This is a genomic window from Algoriphagus lutimaris (genome assembly GCF_017051705.1).
Taxonomy (GTDB): Bacteria; Bacteroidota; Bacteroidia; order Cytophagales; family Cyclobacteriaceae; genus Algoriphagus; species Algoriphagus lutimaris.
Window position 1 is genome coordinate 1,408,498 of record NZ_JAFIDJ010000001.1, and the last position, 15,029, is coordinate 1,423,526.

At 37.7% G+C, this 15,029-nt stretch carries 15 protein-coding genes; 13 read left to right on the top strand and 2 right to left on the bottom strand.

All coding sequences use genetic code 11. The annotated features are described in order from the left end of the window. Positions 1-6: 6 nt before the first annotated feature. From JYB62_RS05710 to JYB62_RS05735, 6 genes are all read left to right on the top strand, one after another. Positions 7-360 (top strand): translation initiation factor, encoded by a 354-nt coding sequence (locus JYB62_RS05710; RefSeq protein ID WP_205644453.1) that lies wholly within the window; start codon positions 7-9, stop codon positions 358-360. A 563-nt stretch (positions 361-923) separates the two neighbouring features. Continuing rightward, positions 924-1,784, top strand: coding sequence for an ATP phosphoribosyltransferase (gene hisG, locus JYB62_RS05715; RefSeq protein ID WP_205644454.1), 861 nt, complete (start codon positions 924-926; stop codon positions 1,782-1,784). A gap of 37 nt (positions 1,785-1,821) precedes the next feature. Continuing rightward, positions 1,822-3,117 carry a histidinol dehydrogenase gene (gene hisD, locus JYB62_RS05720; protein ID WP_205644455.1) on the top strand — a complete coding sequence of 432 codons (1,296 nt, stop codon included), beginning with the start codon at positions 1,822-1,824 and terminating at the stop codon, positions 3,115-3,117. Then, positions 3,114-4,175: a histidinol-phosphate transaminase gene (gene hisC / locus JYB62_RS05725; protein ID WP_205644456.1), complete on the top strand. Its 1,062-nt coding sequence runs from the start codon at positions 3,114-3,116 to the stop codon at positions 4,173-4,175. Before hisD ends, hisC begins: the two co-directional genes overlap by 4 nt. A 17-nt stretch (positions 4,176-4,192) precedes the next feature. Continuing rightward, on the top strand, positions 4,193-5,290 hold the full coding sequence (gene hisB / locus JYB62_RS05730; RefSeq protein WP_205644457.1) for a bifunctional histidinol-phosphatase/imidazoleglycerol-phosphate dehydratase HisB: 1,098 nt from the start codon (positions 4,193-4,195) through the stop codon (positions 5,288-5,290). Between the two features lie 94 nt (positions 5,291-5,384). Next, positions 5,385-6,182: a tetratricopeptide repeat protein gene (locus tag JYB62_RS05735; RefSeq protein WP_205644458.1), complete on the top strand. Its 798-nt coding sequence runs from the start codon at positions 5,385-5,387 to the stop codon at positions 6,180-6,182. Here JYB62_RS05735 and JYB62_RS05740 read toward each other — a convergent pair. Then, a complete protein-coding gene (locus JYB62_RS05740; protein ID WP_205644459.1) occupies positions 6,179-7,048 on the bottom strand; it encodes an ATP-grasp domain-containing protein in 870 nt (289 codons plus the stop codon). The two genes, JYB62_RS05735 and JYB62_RS05740, sit on opposite strands and share 4 nt — an antisense overlap. Positions 7,049-7,153: 105 nt before the next feature. Between JYB62_RS05740 and JYB62_RS05745 the strand changes: the two genes are divergently transcribed. Beyond that, positions 7,154-7,924, top strand: coding sequence for a polyprenol monophosphomannose synthase (locus JYB62_RS05745; RefSeq protein WP_205644460.1), 771 nt, complete (start codon positions 7,154-7,156; stop codon positions 7,922-7,924). Here the strand turns inward: JYB62_RS05745 and JYB62_RS05750 are convergent. After that, positions 7,881-9,098 carry an ABC transporter permease gene (locus tag JYB62_RS05750; protein WP_205644461.1) on the bottom strand — a complete coding sequence of 406 codons (1,218 nt, stop codon included), beginning with the start codon at positions 9,096-9,098 and terminating at the stop codon, positions 7,881-7,883. The genes JYB62_RS05745 and JYB62_RS05750 overlap by 44 nt on opposite strands. A 39-nt stretch (positions 9,099-9,137) precedes the next feature. On the opposite strand from JYB62_RS05750, the gene JYB62_RS05755 reads away from it, so the two are divergent. From JYB62_RS05755 to JYB62_RS05780, 6 genes are all read left to right on the top strand, one after another. Beyond that, complete coding sequence (locus tag JYB62_RS05755; RefSeq protein WP_205644462.1) at positions 9,138-10,328, top strand: exo-beta-N-acetylmuramidase NamZ family protein; 1,191 nt, start codon at positions 9,138-9,140, stop codon at positions 10,326-10,328. Positions 10,329-10,393: 65 nt separating this feature from the next. After that, positions 10,394-11,320 (top strand): methionyl-tRNA formyltransferase, encoded by a 927-nt coding sequence (gene fmt / locus JYB62_RS05760; RefSeq protein WP_205644463.1) that lies wholly within the window; start codon positions 10,394-10,396, stop codon positions 11,318-11,320. An 88-nt stretch (positions 11,321-11,408) separates the two neighbouring features. Next, positions 11,409-12,344 (top strand): DUF4412 domain-containing protein, encoded by a 936-nt coding sequence (locus tag JYB62_RS05765; protein WP_205644464.1) that lies wholly within the window; start codon positions 11,409-11,411, stop codon positions 12,342-12,344. Between the two features lie 71 nt (positions 12,345-12,415). Then, on the top strand, positions 12,416-12,922 hold the full coding sequence (locus tag JYB62_RS05770) for a dihydrofolate reductase (protein WP_205644465.1): 507 nt from the start codon (positions 12,416-12,418) through the stop codon (positions 12,920-12,922). Beyond that, the gene (locus tag JYB62_RS05775; RefSeq protein ID WP_205644466.1) at positions 12,919-13,704 is read left to right on the top strand and encodes an SDR family oxidoreductase; all 786 of its coding nucleotides are present in this window, start codon (positions 12,919-12,921) and stop codon (positions 13,702-13,704) included. Before JYB62_RS05770 ends, JYB62_RS05775 begins: the two co-directional genes overlap by 4 nt. A gap of 19 nt (positions 13,705-13,723) precedes the next feature. Further along, a complete protein-coding gene (locus JYB62_RS05780) occupies positions 13,724-14,974 on the top strand; it encodes a competence/damage-inducible protein A (protein ID WP_205644467.1) in 1,251 nt (416 codons plus the stop codon). Positions 14,975-15,029 lie beyond the last annotated feature (55 nt).

Genomic DNA, 15,029 nt, shown 5'->3' on the forward strand with positions numbered 1-15,029 from the left:
GTACTTATGGCAAAGCGAAATAACGACTGGAAAAAAAGAGATGGAGTGGTATACTCCACATCGGATGAGTTTGAATACCGACAAGAAGGAAGTGAGGAAATAGGCACCCTGGCTCCTGCTCAACAAAACCTCAAAGTCATGCTGGACAAGAAAGCAAGAGCAGGCAAAAAAGTAACGTTAGTAGATGGATTTATTGGAACAGAAGATGATTTGAAAGAACTTGGAAAGATGCTGAAAAATAAGTGTGGAGTAGGCGGATCTGCAAAAGATGGAGAAATTCTGATTCAAGGTGATCACCGGGATAAAATAGTTCAGATTTTGCAATCCTCGGGTTACAAAGCCAAAAAGTCTGGTGGATGATCAATGTATTCCACTTAAATGAAAAAAGCCCTGAAATTCTGGGCTTTTCTATTATTGTTATTCTTGGGAATAATTTGGAATCTTTGGGATTCTACCTACTTCCAGGATAGGTAAATTGGCTTCAGTAAGAATATAAATCACCTTTTATCTCTCAAATTCTGTTGTTGCCTCACCCGTAAATATGGGTGTTCGTCTTTTTTCCATTTTAGTTAGCAGGTTTTACCATGCCGCCCAAGGCAATTATCTGTTGAAAGTTATCAGGAAATACAATGAAGGTTGAGGAGACTTCCTACTTTTATTTTTTATTATTCGGGAAAGTGGCGTTTCACTTTCAAAAAGTGTTTTACAATTTGTCAGTTTCAATTCCATCCCTATATTTGCCAACGGAAATGAAAAACACCACTCAAAATATTGCTTTTTCTACTACTGCGCATGCTGTGCAGCATCATTTCCATCATTCCTCCTGAGGAATATTTTTACATACCCGGTGAAGCCGATGATAGGGATTCCGCTTTTCACCAAAAATTATTTCAACCTTTTATTTCTTAGCGTAACTTGCCAACATGGAACAAATTATCCGTATTGCCGTGCAAAAAAGCGGCAGACTATCAGATGACTCTTTAGCACTCATCAAAGAGTGTGGAATCAAATTTTATAATGGAACTGGAAAACTAAAATCCACTTCCACCAACTTCCCCATAGAATTTCTTTTTCTTAGAGACGATGACATCCCAGGCTATGTCGCCGATGGGGTCGCAGACCTAGGAATTGTGGGAGAAAATGAGCTGGTCGAAAAAGACAAAGATGTACTCACTTTAAAAAAGCTAGGTTTCTCCAAATGCAGGCTATCTTTAGCAATCCCTAAAGGGCAGGATTATCCTGGCTTGGAATTTTTTCAAGGTAAAAATATAGCTACCTCCTACCCTAAGATTCTTGGCGACTATTTGACCTCCAAAGGAATCAAGGCAGACATACACGAGATCAGTGGCTCCGTTGAAATTGCACCTAGCATCGGTCTAGCTGAAGGTATTTGTGATATTGTAAGCTCAGGATCCACTTTAATGATGAATGGACTGAAAGAGGTGGAAGAAATTTTCAAATCTGAAGCAGTTCTTATTTCCAATCATGACCTAAATGAGGCAAAGAAATCAATAGTAGATAAGCTATTGTTTAGAATGAATGCTGTCCAAAAAGGCAAAATCAGTAAGTATGTGCTGATGAATGTTCCCAATGAGGCAATTGATAAAATCATTAAATTGATTCCGGGAATGAGAAGTCCTACCATATTGCCCTTGGCGCAAGAGGGCTGGTCATCAGTGCACTCTGTATTAAATGAAGACACATTTTGGGAACATATTGAAGAATTGAGAGCTGCAGGTGCAGAAGGAATTCTTGTAGTTCCAATAGAAAAAATGATCCTTTAAAACCGTTAAAGAACTTTCCTAAAAGAAATTCCAATTCATGAAAATTCTTAAAAATCCAGATCCGGAAACTTGGACGAAAGAACTGGCTCGTCCCGTTCAGAAGACGAAGCAAATAAATAAAACGGTAAAACCTATCTTTAGAAAGGTGAAGCGTAATGGGGATAAAGCGCTTATAAAATTTGCCTTAGAATATGATCATGTTCACCTAGATCAATTGCTTGCTTCTCAAGAAGAAATAAAAGCTGCTGAATTACTCCTTTCGGCAGAACTAAAAGAAGCTATTCAAGTGGCTAAAGGAAACATTGAACGATTTCACCAAGCACAGAAAAGTGAAGAATTAGTTGAGGAAGTAATGCCTGGAGTAGTGTGCAAACGAAAAAGCATGCCTATCCAAAAAGTGGGATTATATATTCCAGGAGGTACAGCTCCCCTATTTAGTACAGTTTTGATGCTTGGAGTTCCTGCCGTTATCGCTGGCTGTAAAGAAATCGTATTATGTACTCCACCGGATCGTCATGGAGAAATCCACCCTGCCATCCTCTATACGGCAGACTTAATTGGAATTACCAAAATTGTCAAAGCAGGAGGAGCACAAGCTGTAGCTGCCATGACATTTGGTACCCAAACTGTGCCTAAAGTTGATAAGATTTTCGGACCAGGCAACCAATATGTAACTGCTGCCAAACAATTGGCCACCAAGTATGGAGTAGCCATTGACATGCCTGCGGGGCCTTCTGAGGTACTGGTCTATGCAGATAAAACTGCTGTTCCCTCCTTTGTCGCTGCAGATTTGCTTTCCCAAGCGGAGCATGGAGTAGATAGCCAAGTAGTCTTGGTGACTAGTTCAGAAAAATTTGCTCACAAAGTGCTGAAAGAAATTGAGCTACAAGTAGAAGAATTACCAAGAAAAGATATTGCCTTGAAAGCACTAAAAAATTCAAGAGCAGTTATTTTAAAGGATCAATCTGTGGCATTGGAACTGATCAATGAATATGCTCCAGAGCACTTGATCATTTCTGTAGACAATGAAGAGGAAGTGGTAGATGCCATTTACAATGCAGGTTCTATATTCATTGGGAATTTCACTCCGGAATCTGCTGGTGATTATGCCTCAGGAACGAATCATACTTTGCCTACTTATGGTTTTGCAAGGAATTATAGTGGGGTTTCACTGGATAGTTTCATCAAAAAAATGACCTACCAGAAGATCACTGAAGAGGGGCTCAAAAAATTAGGACCTACCATTGAAGTGATGGCTGAAAATGAATTGTTAGACGCCCACAAAAATGCAGTCTCAATTCGTCTTAATTACCTGAAAAGCAAGAAAATATGAACTTTGACCTAACTAAACTACTTAGGCCTCATATTGCTGAATTACAACCCTATACCTCTGCTCGGGATGAGTATACAGGGAAGATTGGAGTATTTTTAGATGCAAATGAAAATCCATATGGTTCTATTACGGATCAAGACTATAACCGATACCCTGACCCTTACCAGCAGGAGTTAAAGGAGAAAATTTCAGAAATTAAGAAAGTAGATCCCTCCCAGATTTTCTTAGGTAATGGTTCTGATGAAGCGATTGACCTATTATTTAGGGCATTTTGCAATCCCGGAAAGGATAATGTAATCCTTCTCCCTCCGACTTACGGAATGTATGAGGTAAGCGCATCTATTAATGACATTGAAACCAGAAAAGTTGCACTAACCTCTGATTTTCAACTTCAACCTGAAAAGATTATTGGTGCTACGGACGAACGCAGCAAAATCATTTTTGTATGCTCTCCTAATAATCCTAGTGGGAATAAAGTGAAAAGGGAAGAAATCAGATTTCTATTAAAAAATTTTACTGGGATTGTGGTCGTGGACGAGGCCTATATCGATTTCAATGACGAGCCAAGCTTTACCACAGAATTAGAGGAATTCCCAAATCTTCTAGTTATTCAAACTTTCTCTAAAGCTTGGGGACTTGCTTCCTTACGCTTAGGGATGGCCTTTGGTTCGAAAGAGATCATCCGGATACTCAACCGCATAAAGCCTCCTTATAATATTTCAGGCCTTACTCAAGAAACAGTTCTGAAGGCAATGAGTAATTACGGAAAAGTCAAAAAAATGATACAGGAGATTCTCATCGAGCGTGAATTTTTAAAGGAGAGATTAGAACAGCTCCCATTTATCCAACACATTTTCCCTTCTCACGCCAATTTCTTATTGATAAAAATGCCGAATGCTACCGAAGTTTACAATGAGTTAATTGAGCAAAAAGTAATCGTCAGAAACCGCTCAAAAGTCCTTTTGTGTGAAGATTGCTTAAGAATATCAGTAGGAACCAGAAATGAAAATGAAGCCTTTTTAAAGGCTTTGAAAAAGGTGGTTTCAAAAACAGTTTAAACCTATTTATTCCTTTCATGAAAAAGAAAGTATTATTCATAGATCGAGACGGAACGATCATTAAAGAGCCCCCTACCGACTTTCAAGTCGATAGTTTAGAAAAGCTTGAATTTTTACCCAAAGCCATTTCCAACCTTAGAAAAATCTCTGAAGAAATGGATTATGAATTGGTGATGGTAACCAATCAAGATGGCCTAGGTACAGACTCTTTCCCGGAAAACACCTTTTGGCCAGCACAATACAAGATGTTGAAAACCTTGGAACAAGAAAACATCTTCTTCACTGCAATCCATGTAGACCGGACTTTTGAACATGAAAACGCGAATACCAGAAAGCCTAGAACAGGCCTACTTCAAGACTATTTTTCGGAAGAGTATGACCTAGCAAACAGTTATGTGATAGGAGACAGAACCACAGATATTCAATTGGCGACTAATTTGGGCGCAAAAGCTATCTATATAGGAGAAAATCATGATCAAGCTGCTTTAAGTACTAAGGATTGGGATCAAATTTATGCCTTCCTCAAAATGCCTCCCAGAACTTCAGAAATTAGAAGAACCACTTCTGAAACGGATATCTATATCAAACTTAATCTAGATGGATCAGGTCAAAGTGATATTTCCACAGGATTACACTTTTTTGATCACATGTTGGAACAATTAGGCAAGCATGGGAGTACGGATTTAGAAATTAAAGTGAAAGGCGATCTTCATATCGACGAACACCATACGATAGAAGATACCGCTTTAGCACTCGGTGAAGCCTATTTAAAAGCACTAGGTGATAAAAAAGGGATTTACAGGTATGGATTTCTTCTTCCAATGGATGACGTGCTCGCACAAGTAGCAATTGACTTCGGTGGAAGACCTTGGATCGTTTGGGATGTGAAATTTAAAAGAGAAAAAGTGGGTGATATGCCAACAGAAATGGTCTATCATTTCTTTAAATCCTTTTCAGACACCTCTAAATGTAACTTAAATATAAAAGCAGAAGGAACCAACGAGCACCATAAGATTGAGGCAATTTTCAAAGCTTTGGCAAGAGCAATTAAAATGGCCGTTACTCGGGATGTTCGAAACATCAATCAATTACCTAGTACCAAGGGAGTCCTTTAACACTCAAGTATTTAGGTCATACTTTATTTCAAAGGATTAGGAAAAATTCACATAAAAAATTTTTTCTAATCCTATTTTTTTGTTTCATTTAGTTATGGAACGAATTTTACATATTTTAACTATTTTATTAGTAATAAGTTTACTCAGCTCCTGCTCCAGTGATTTTCAAAAAATTGAAAATTTATATCAAGATGAAAATTATGAAGCAGCAATAGAAGAGTTGGATAGTTATCTTTTCTTCCATGTTACCGACCTGAAAGCCTTTCATTTAAGAGCGAGAAGCTATGAGGAAATTGGAAATATTCCGATGGCAAAAAAGGATTATGAGCGAATCATTGCCCTGGATGATGAATATGCCCAAGCCTACGCAGGATTAGGTAAAATGGCATTTGAAGAAGAAAATTATGACTTAGCAGAATCTTATTTACTTCGTGCAGCTTCACTAGACACCAAAGACTTCGATATTATTTATTTGCTAGGAAGAACTCAATTAATGACTAATAAGTATTCGTCCGCAGAAAACTTCTTCAAAATGGCGATTGAACTCAATCCAGAATTCCCTAAAGTATATTTCTACGAGGGAATGGCTCGAGCAATGCGAGGAGATGTATTAGGCTGTGCAGTTTCTTTTAATAAGTATGTTCAGTACGAACCAGATCAAATTGTAGGAAGATATAATAGGGGGTTTGCTTTGATGAGAGCGGGTTATTTAGGATTTGCTCTTGAAGATTTCGAAGAAATTCTCAAGACAAACCCTAATCATGTGGAAGCATTGGCAAAAAAAGGGTACTGCTTGGCTAAAATGGGAAAACCTGAAGGTTGCCAACTTTTACAAGAGGCAGCCTTCAAAGGAAGTGAGTACGCTCAGAATCAAAAAGAAGTTTGCATTTAAGCCAGCCTTTTGATCAAGGCATTTTTATAATTTGGAATGGCTGATTCATTGGAATCCAAAAACAAATAAGGTTCAATCAATTCAAGTTCCATTAAAAAAAACTCCCCATTAATTTCTACCCCATCTACCCTGGCATAGAGACTATCTGATGCAAATTGATCTACCAAGGCCTTCGCAGCTTGCCTCATTTTGGTACTAGGCATTAAAGATTTTATCGCTCCACCAAAATAATGTTGGACCCTAAAGTCTCCTAAAGCTGGAGTCTTCAATACAGCATGTGAAAACTCACCATTGAAAAACACCAAAGAATACTCTCCTACTTCCGCTACTTCTTTAACATAGGGCTGGATCAAGAAATCCTCATCTTGGATTAATTGTTGGATTTTTACTTCAAAATTATTCCATTGAGAACTTGGGATTTTCATGGTGTTTTTTGCTCCCCCACTTACCATAGGTTTAACTACCCAATCTCCTGATCCTAACGATTGATGAATTTCATCAAATGAAATCTTATCTCCTTTTTTTAAAGTAAACCCTGAAATGACCGGAAATCCTTTCTCTTTTATCTCTTCTAAATAGCCTTTGGTAGAATTCCATAAAATAGTATCTAAATTATTTAATACTTTGATATTGAGTTTTTTGACATGATTTATCCAATTCAAAAACTCAGGATAATAATCAAAATAATCCCAGGTAGACTTGATTAAAAGCGTATCATATTTACTCCAATTCACCTGTTTATCTGACCAGGGGACAATCTCATGTTGAATTTTCAACTCACTTAAAATAGAGGACAGGATTTTATCCTCATCCACTGTATTGGCATCATAAGAACCAATGGAGATGTAACTAACAATAGCGATCATGGAATATTAATATTTCTCGCGAAAATACACTTTAACCAAAATTATTTAGTCCATTTCTTCTTAAATCAACCCTAAACCTTACTTTTGAGCTTTATTACCCCGAAGATGCACCGTAAGCTAGTAATTATTCCTACCTATAATGAGATTGAAAATATCCAAGAAATGATCCATTCCATCATGGGTCTGGAGGGGGATTTTGAGTTATTGATTATTGATGATGGCTCACCTGATGGCACCGCCAAAGTGGTTAAAGTCAACCAAATCAATTACCCAACAAGATTACATCTGATCGAGAGAAAGGGGAAATTAGGATTAGGAACAGCCTATTTAAAAGGTTTTGAATGGGCACTATCCAATGATTTCGATTATATTTTTGAGATGGATTGTGATTTTTCACATAATCCATATGATTTAATTCGCTTGTATTTAGCATGCCAAAACAGAGAGTTTGACATGGCCATCGGATCACGATATATTACAGGGGTGAATGTAGTCAATTGGCCTATTGGAAGGGTTTTGATGTCCTATTTTGCCAGTGTTTATGTCAAATTTATTACAGGTTTGCCTATCAAAGATGCCACTGCGGGTTTTAAATGTTACCACAGATCCGTCTTGGAAGGTATTAATTTAAAAGAGGTGAAATTCATTGGATATGCTTTCCAGATTGAAATGAAATTTACTGCTTGGAAACTAGGCTTCAAACTTATAGAAGTCCCGATCATATTCACGGATCGTACCAAAGGCACTTCCAAAATGAGCTCAGGAATATTTAAAGAAGCTGTATTTGGCGTGATTTGGATGAAGATTAAAAGTATTTTTTCTCCTTACCGGCTTAATCAAAGCGAATCGATTTTATCGGGTCAACCCTCGAAATAACCATCACTGGAATAAAAAGTACGATGGCGGTGAGCACCGTAATACCCAAATTGATTAATAAAAACAAAGGCCAGTTCCATTCAATTGGGACATAGGACATGTAATAACTGGCAGGGTCAAGAGGAATTAATTTGAATTTATCCTGTAACAGCCCAAAACCTAAGCCTATAGCATTCCCAATGAGTAATCCCCTTAAGAGAATGTTAATACCATTCCAGAAAAAGATTCTTTGAATCTGCTTATTTGCAGCTCCAATTGCTTTCAATAATCCAATCATCTGAGTTCGCTCCATGATCAATATAAAAAGGATTGCCCCCATATTGAATATTGCAACAAATGCAATCAGCCCAACAAACACATAGACATTGGTATCCAATAGGGTCAACCAATCAAAAATCTCCAGGAATTTATTTTTGCTGGCAATCAGTTTCAAATCAAAATCCATGATTTGCTCCAACTGGGGAGTATATTGATCAATCTTTTTAGAATCATCTACAAAAACTTCAAGCCCACCCACCTGATCTTCCGCCCAGCCATTCAAATTTCTAATGGTTTGCAGTTCTCCGATGATTATTTTGTCGTCGAAATTCTCTAAATACGTTTCAAAAATACCCACTACCTCTACCCTCCTAAACCTTGGAGGATCCTGAACGAAATACAAGGTCACCTTATCTCCTACTTTGAGCAGCAATTTATTTGCAATTACCTGGCTCAAAATCACTTCATTACTGGTCCCTTTCTCAGGGATATGCAGCATTCGACCTTCTTTTAAATATTTTTGAAAGGATAGAGAATCAAAATCCTGCCCCACTCCTTTTACTAGAATCCCTTCTACTTCATTTTCTCCTTTGATCAGCGCAGCTTTATGGGCGAAAGATTCAATTCTCTGAACAAAAGGTAACTGGCCGTATTCTTGCGCAAACTCACTATTCAGGGAAAAAGGTGCTTCTTCAAAAGCATTGCTCATAGTAAAACGTTGCACCTGGTAATGCCCCGTAAACCCATAAACTTTATCTGATACAGTTTGTTGAAAACCTCCCAGAACCATAAATGAAAGCAAAGAGACAGCTAAGCCAATACCTAAACTGCCTACTGCAATTTTATGGATAGTCGCTGAGAATCCACCAGCTCTTTTAAAGCTGATTCTTTTAGCGATGAAATAGGAAAGGTTCAATGGACTGCTTTAATTTGTTGTAATTGACCGCAAAATAGCATGAACCAAACGAATCTCTTATCCTTTAGTCATATTTTGAGCATGATGCTCATTTTTTTCTTAACCTCCTTCAAACTAAGTGCCCAGTCCTCTTCAATCCTGCCTGGTGCAGAACGTCCTGAATTGTATGTAGACCTTTTGAAAGGAAAATCTGTGGGAATTGTGGCAAATCAAACGAGTATCATGCCACGAGAAGGGAATAAGCATGTAGTTGACTACTTATTGGAACAGGGAGTAGCTGTAAAAAAAGTATTTGTACCAGAACATGGATTTCGTGGCGATGTGGATGCAGGTGCCAAAGTGAATAGTTCTGTGGATTCCAAAACAGGATTACCTATTATATCATTATATGGAAACAATAAAAAACCCACCGCCGCACAAGTTTCCGATTTAGACATAATCATTTTTGATTTACAAGATGTGGGTATTCGGTTTTACACCTACATCAGTACCATGCATTATGTGATGGAAGCTGCAGCAGAAAATGGAAAACAGGTGATAATTTTTGACCGCCCCAATCCGAATGGGGATTACATTGATGGACCTGTCTTAAAAAAAGGTTTTGAAAGCTTCGTGGGAATGCATCCTATCCCTGTGGTGCACGGCCTGACTGTGGGTGAATTAGCCAAAATGATCAATGGTGAAAAATGGCTGAAAGGCGGTTTGACATGCGATCTAGAAGTGATACCAGTTGCGAACTGGAACCACAAAATGCCCTATAAGTTACCGGTAAAACCCTCTCCAAATTTGCCCAATGACCTCTCTATTCGCCTCTATCCAAGCACCTGTTTCTTTGAAGGCTCTATTTTCTCTCTGGGAAGAGGAACAGAATTCCCTTTTCAAGTGTATGGATACCCTGATGAAAATATAGGAACATTCACTTTTACCCCGGTTAGCATTCCAGGTATGTCCACCAATCCTCCATATAAAGATCAGGTTTGTTATGGGGTAGACCTGAGAAATGAATCTCTTTCCCACCAGTTTACCATTAAGTACATTATCGATGCATTGGCCAAATCCGGTAAAGGTGAATCCTTCTTTAAAGGGTATTTCAACACTCTTGCAGGAACGGATGAATTGAAGAAACAATTACTTGCTGGAAAAAGCGAAGATGAAATCAAAAAAAGCTGGCAAGAAGACTTAAAGAGTTATCAAATAATAAGATCCAATTATTTGATTTATGAAGATTAAACCTCTTAAAAATCGTGTTAAATACGATTTGAAATACAAAAAGTAAACTGAGTCCCTCTCTAGAAATGAAAAAGAACCTTAAAATCATATACATGGGTACCCCGGAATTTGCAGTTCCGGCATTTGAAAAATTAGTAGATAATGGCTGGAATGTAGTAGCAGTGATCACTGCTCCAGACAAACCAAAAGGCAGGGGTCAAAAGCTTATTCCTTCTCCGGTAAAGGAGTCCGCTTTGAAATATAACATTCCAGTTCTTCAACCTACCAACTTAAAAGACCCTGCTTTTCAGTTGGAATTAAGGAGCTATCGAGCAGACCTTCAAATTGTCGTTGCCTTTAGGATGCTTCCCGAATCTGTTTGGAATATGCCTCCTATAGGAACATTTAATTTACATGCCTCCTTATTGCCTAATTACAGAGGTGCAGCCCCCATTAACTGGGCTATCATCAATGGCGAAAAAGAAACAGGAGTTACTACTTTTTTCTTAAAGCATGAAATTGATACGGGTAGCATCATTTTCCAGGAAAAAGTTCCAATACTTGACGAAGATGATCTTGGGTCTGTTTATGAAAAATTAATGAACAAAGGAGCTGAATTAGTCCTTAAAACAGTAGAAGCAATTTCGAAAGATGAGGTTACCCCTATACCTCAAGATGAATCCCTTGCCAAACATCATGCTCCAAAAATTTTTAAAGAAACCGGAAAGATCGATTGGAATAAGCCTGCTATTCAGATTCATAATTTGGTAAGAGGATTATCCCCCTACCCTGCTGCTTGGACAGAATTAGACGGTAAAAATTGCAAAATTTTCAAAACGCGTGTACAACCTGGAGATTCTCAGCCCCATTCTCCTGGAATTTTTGATTCAGATGGCAAAAGCTATTTGAAATTTCAAACCGGGAATGGTGTACTGGAGGTATTAGAGTTACAAATGGAGGGTAAAAAAAGAATGAAAGTAGAGGATTTCCTAAGAGGGTATAAACTCTCCTAAAATTAATAGCTTAATTCTTTTCATATCTCTTTGATTTTTAGGAAATTGAATTAAATTAATATTTAATACAATTTTTAAATGCTAAGCCATGAAATATTTTATAAAATCTATTTTCTTCTGCATTCTATTTTTCTTAGTATCCACTTCAAGTCAAGGACAATTCATCAATAAAATAAAAAAGGCTGCCAGCAGAGGGGCTGAAAAGGCCATTGAGAAAAAAGTCGAAGAGGAAGCCAACAAAATGGTTCAAAAACAGCTGGAAAAGCAATTTGAAGGCATCTTTGGAGCGGATGGCGAATCCAGTAGTCCTGTTTCCATCGACATAAATGAAATCATGAAAGGATTAGGAGAAGAAGTCTCTACCGAAGAACGATATGATTTCTTTGGACATGTGGTAATGGAGATGAAAGCCACGGATAAAAAAGGAAAAGAGCAAGAACCTACCCTATTAAAGTCCTATTTGGCGAAGACATCAGACTACACGGGAATGGAAATAACCGACCCTAAAAATGAAAAGTCAGTGATGACCATGGTCTATGATTTACCTAATCAAGCTTCCATATTGCTTATGGATAATGATGGATCCAAAAGCAGTTTTGCTTATAAAATTGATATCAATGAGGTGGTTAATGAAGCCACGGAAGACATAGAAGACTCCATGGAGGATTCTGAGTTGATGATTGAAAAGACCGGAAAAACTAAAGATATTCTTGGATATCAATGCGATGAATACCATGTAAAAAGTAAAGATGGAGAAGGTACTTATTGGGTAACAGAAGAGCCAATTGGAGGTTATACTTCATTTTGGGGCACCAATAGTCCATTTGCCTCGGGAAAAGACCAGAGCAAATACGCTGAATATTTTAATGACTTTCCACAAGGAAATTTTATGGAAATGACATTTATTTCTGAAGATGACGGAACCAAAGTGGAATTAAAAGTAATAGAGATAAATGACTCAGAATCAAAATCATTCCTCATGAGTGATTATCCAAATGTCATGACCCAAGCTTCTCAAAATTAAGTTTGGCCTTATTTTTTGTTTTTTCTCATGCCAAAGCCTAGTATCTTCAAGGAATTGAAGAATTAAAATCTATGAGGATACTATTAATAGCTGCTGTTGCTAAAAATGGAGTAATCGGCAAAGAAAATGACTTGGTTTGGAGGATACCTACAGATTTCAAAAGATTTAAAGCACTTACCTCTGAAAATTATATTCTGATGGGTAGGAAAACCTTTGAATCTTTAGGAAAACCACTTCCAAACAGAACTCATTTAGTGATTACCAGAAACCCTCAATATACAGTTCCAGAAGGACACCATGTATTTAAAAGTGTAGAAGATGCCTTTATTTATTGTAACAAAATCGGGGTAAATAAATTATACATCATTGGTGGTGGTGAAATTTATAAACAAACCATTTCACTAGCTGATGAATTAGTAATCACAGAGGTAGATGCAAGTCCTGAAGGAGATACTTATTTTCCAGAAATTGACCCTGAAATATGGAAAATAGTCAGTAAGGAAGACCATCCTGCAGATGAAAAGAATGAATATCCTTTTTCATTTATTGATTACGAAAGAAAAAAACCACTGCTATGACAAAGCCTGTCATTTGGATTACCGGAGCATCTGCTGGAATTGGAGCTGCTACTGCCAAAAAATTTTCTAAAGAAGGGTATTTTGTAATTCTATCTTCTAGAAAAGAAGAGGATTTAAAAAAAGTGAGGAGTGAATGTGAATACCCTGAAGATTGTGCCATTTTACCTTTGGACCTTGCCGATCCTGATAGTATGGTATCAAAGGTAGAAGAAGCTATTCAATTTTTCGGTTCTATTGATATATTATTCCATAATGGAGGGATCAGTCAAAGATCCCTTGCCATGGAAACCAAGCTTGAAGTGGATCGTCAAATTATGGAAGTAAACTTTTTTGGGACAATCGCATTAACTAAAGCGATCTTACCATATTTCAAAAGTAGAAAATCAGGGCATTTTGCGATCACAAGCTCACTGGTAGGAATTATAGGATCACCTTATAGATCTTCTTACGCTGCTTCAAAACATGCCCTGCATGGATATTTTGATTCTTTACGGGCAGAACACTACGAAGATCAAATTGCGGTCACGATCATTTGTCCGGGATTTATTAAAACCAATATCTCTGTCAATGCTGTTACTGCAGATGGAAATCCCTTGAACCAAATGGATGATGCCCAGGCCAATGGAATGAGCGCTGAAGCATGTGCGTCAAAAATATTTAAGGGAATCAAGAAAAAAAAAGAAGAACTTTATATCGGAGGCAAAGAGGTCATGGCTATATACCTAAAAAGATTTGTGCCCGGCATATTTTCAAAAATCCTTCTAAAAGCAAAAGTTCGATAAACCTAGCATACAACCTCGAATGAAGACTGTAAAAGCAGAAATTATAGCAATCGGAGATGAATTGCTATATGGTCAGATAATAGATACCAATAGCCACTGGATTAGTCAGGAATTAGATTTAATCGGTGTCAGAGTAGTTAGGAGAACTACTGTCGGTGATAATAGAGATGATATTTTGGAGGCATTTTCCAAGGCTGAGCAGCGGGCAGATATTGTGTTGATTACAGGAGGGCTTGGCCCCACTCAGGATGATTTAACCAAGCCTTTAATGGCTGAATATTTCAATTGCCCCATTGTGGAATTTCCTGAGGCGGTGGAAGCAGTTACCAGTTTCTTCCAACGAAGAGGTAGGGAAATCACCCCCCTAAATATCCTGCAAGGACACCTTCCCTCTTGCTGTACTTACGTTCCTAATGAAGTAGGAACTGCTCCTGGAATGTGGTTTGAAGAGAACAATACCTACTGGATGTCAATGCCCGGCGTTCCGCATGAGATGAAAAAGCTAATGACAGACTTCGTCATTCCGAAGCTTGCAGAACTTTTCAAACTTCCGGTAATTGTTCACCAAGTGATTAAAACAGTAGGAATAGGCGAAAGCTGGTTGGCGGACTTGATCAGAGATTGGGAAAATGCTTTGCCTTCACATATCAAATTAGCCTATTTACCTTCCTTGGGGCATGTGAAACTAAGATTAACAGGATTTGGTGATGATCAAGTATTACTAAAGAAGGAAATCCAAAATCAAATTGACTTGGTTTATCCACTAATCAAGGACTATATCTATGGTTACAATGATGAAAGCTTAGAATCAGCTATTGGTAAGCTTTTGAAGAAAAGCAATAAAACCCTAGCTTTGGCTGAGAGCTGTACCGGTGGATATATATCACATTTAGTAACTAGTATATCAGGAAGTAGTGCTTATTTTCAAGGTGCACTGGTTCCCTACCACAATCAGTTCAAGCACGAAATATTAGGAGTAAGTAATGCAACTCTTGAAGAATTTGGGGCTGTAAGTGAGCAAACAGTAGTTGAGATGTCCAAAGGAATTAAAAATCTATTCCAATCTGACTTTGGTCTAGCCAGTAGCGGAATAGCCGGGCCTGATGGTGGAACTGAGGCAAAGCCTGTAGGAACCATTTGGATCGCTTGCGCAGGAGATGGTTTCGTAGAAACAAAAAAATTACAACTTACACAAGATAGGTTGCTTAATATCCAATTGACTGCGGTAGCCGTATTAAATCTATTGAGAATTTGTTTTTCTAAAAAATAGCAAATAAAATTTTAATCAAAAGACTTGGGTTGATTGATAATAAAATTTAATTTTA